At 44.3% G+C, this 826-nt stretch carries 1 pseudogene; it reads left to right on the top strand.

The features are described 5' to 3' along the window. Positions 1 to 12: 12 nt before the first annotated feature. A pseudogene (locus ACTNBF_RS16475) lies at positions 13 to 826 on the top strand (hypothetical protein); the annotation flags it as partial.

Here is an 826-nt window from a genome sequence, read left to right as displayed (position 1 = left end):
GGAGGATGATGTATGCTGGACTACAAAAACATCATTATCAAACGTTATGCGCTTTCCATGTCAGGAAGTGAAATTGCCCGACAGCTTAGCGTAAGTAAATCAGGAGTCAATGACTTCCTCAGAGCATTTGAGAAGTGCGAAAACCTTTCTTATCCTTTGCCACCGGGTATCACTAACTACGGTATTGCTGAATTAGTGTATGGATCCATTCCCGGTTCCCCAGGTCGTAATGAATCCATTGAATACCCTGATTATGAGGAAGCGGCCAGACTTATGGCCACAAGGAAAAACATGACTCTCGTTTTTCTATGGAATCGCTACTCAAAAAAGTGTGCTGAAGAAGGCAAGCGTTTCTATCAGTACCGCCAGTACTGTGAGCTTTTTAACCGATGGTGTGAGGAAAACTATGAAACTGCGCATTTCGGTGCAGTTATTGCACAGAAGATGGAGGTCGATTTCGCTGGGCAGACATTTAACATGACCGATCCTCTTACCGGTGAGATTCTGACGATTGTTGTATTTGTGGCTATTCTTCCATACTCACAGTACATCTATGCCGAAGGGATGCTTTCGACAAGGGAACCGCAATGGATTGAGGTCAATAATCATGCTCTTGATTACTTTGGCGGTGTGCCGGCACTGGTTGTATGCGATAACTGCAAGCAGGCGGTAATCGTTAATCAAGACTGGATTGAACCCGAACTGAATAAGGATTACGCTGACTGGGCTGATCATTATGGAACTGTAATTCTTCCAGCCAAGGTCAGAAAGCCCAAATTTAAGAGTTCAGTAGAAAACGCGGTAGGTATTCTTGAGAAAGGTCTCT

This window comes from Bariatricus sp. HCP28S3_A4, from assembly GCF_052066395.1.
Classification (GTDB): domain Bacteria; phylum Bacillota; class Clostridia; order Lachnospirales; family Lachnospiraceae; genus Allocoprococcus.
This window is presented reverse-complemented; position numbering and strand designations above follow the sequence as displayed.